Raw genomic sequence first — 381 nt, 5'->3', positions numbered from 1 at the left:
GTAGACTGTGAAGCAATTCCAGCAGTACCAACCATCACAGCAACCGATAACTGCGATACTGTAGTAGATGTAGTGTTTACCGAAGTAAGTAACACGGTAGTAGACGGCTGTGGAGAGATCGTACGCCAATGGGAATCAACAGACAACTGTGGAAACACAGTAAGTCATACCCAAACCATCACTGTAACCGATACTACTGCACCAGTCTTATCATCAGAACCAGGTGATGTAAGTGTAGACTGTGAAGCAATTCCAGCAGTACCAACCATCACCGCAACCGATAATTGTGATACAGTAGTAGACGTAGTGTTTACTGAAGTAAGCAATACAGTAGTAGATGGCTGTGGAGAGATTGTACGTGAATGGGAATCAACCGATAAC

1 protein-coding gene is annotated in these 381 nt (G+C 44.1%); it reads left to right on the top strand.

The features are described from left to right. On the top strand, positions 1 to 381 hold a 381-nt coding region (locus LCI24_RS16940), incomplete at both ends, for an HYR-like domain-containing protein (RefSeq protein WP_476691260.1).

The sequence above is a fragment of the Tenacibaculum larymnensis genome (genome assembly GCF_028829235.1).
In the GTDB taxonomy this organism is placed as follows: Bacteria; Bacteroidota; Bacteroidia; order Flavobacteriales; family Flavobacteriaceae; genus Polaribacter; species Polaribacter larymnensis.
Note: the sequence above shows the minus strand (reverse complement) of the source record. Positions and strands in the feature narration are given on the sequence as shown.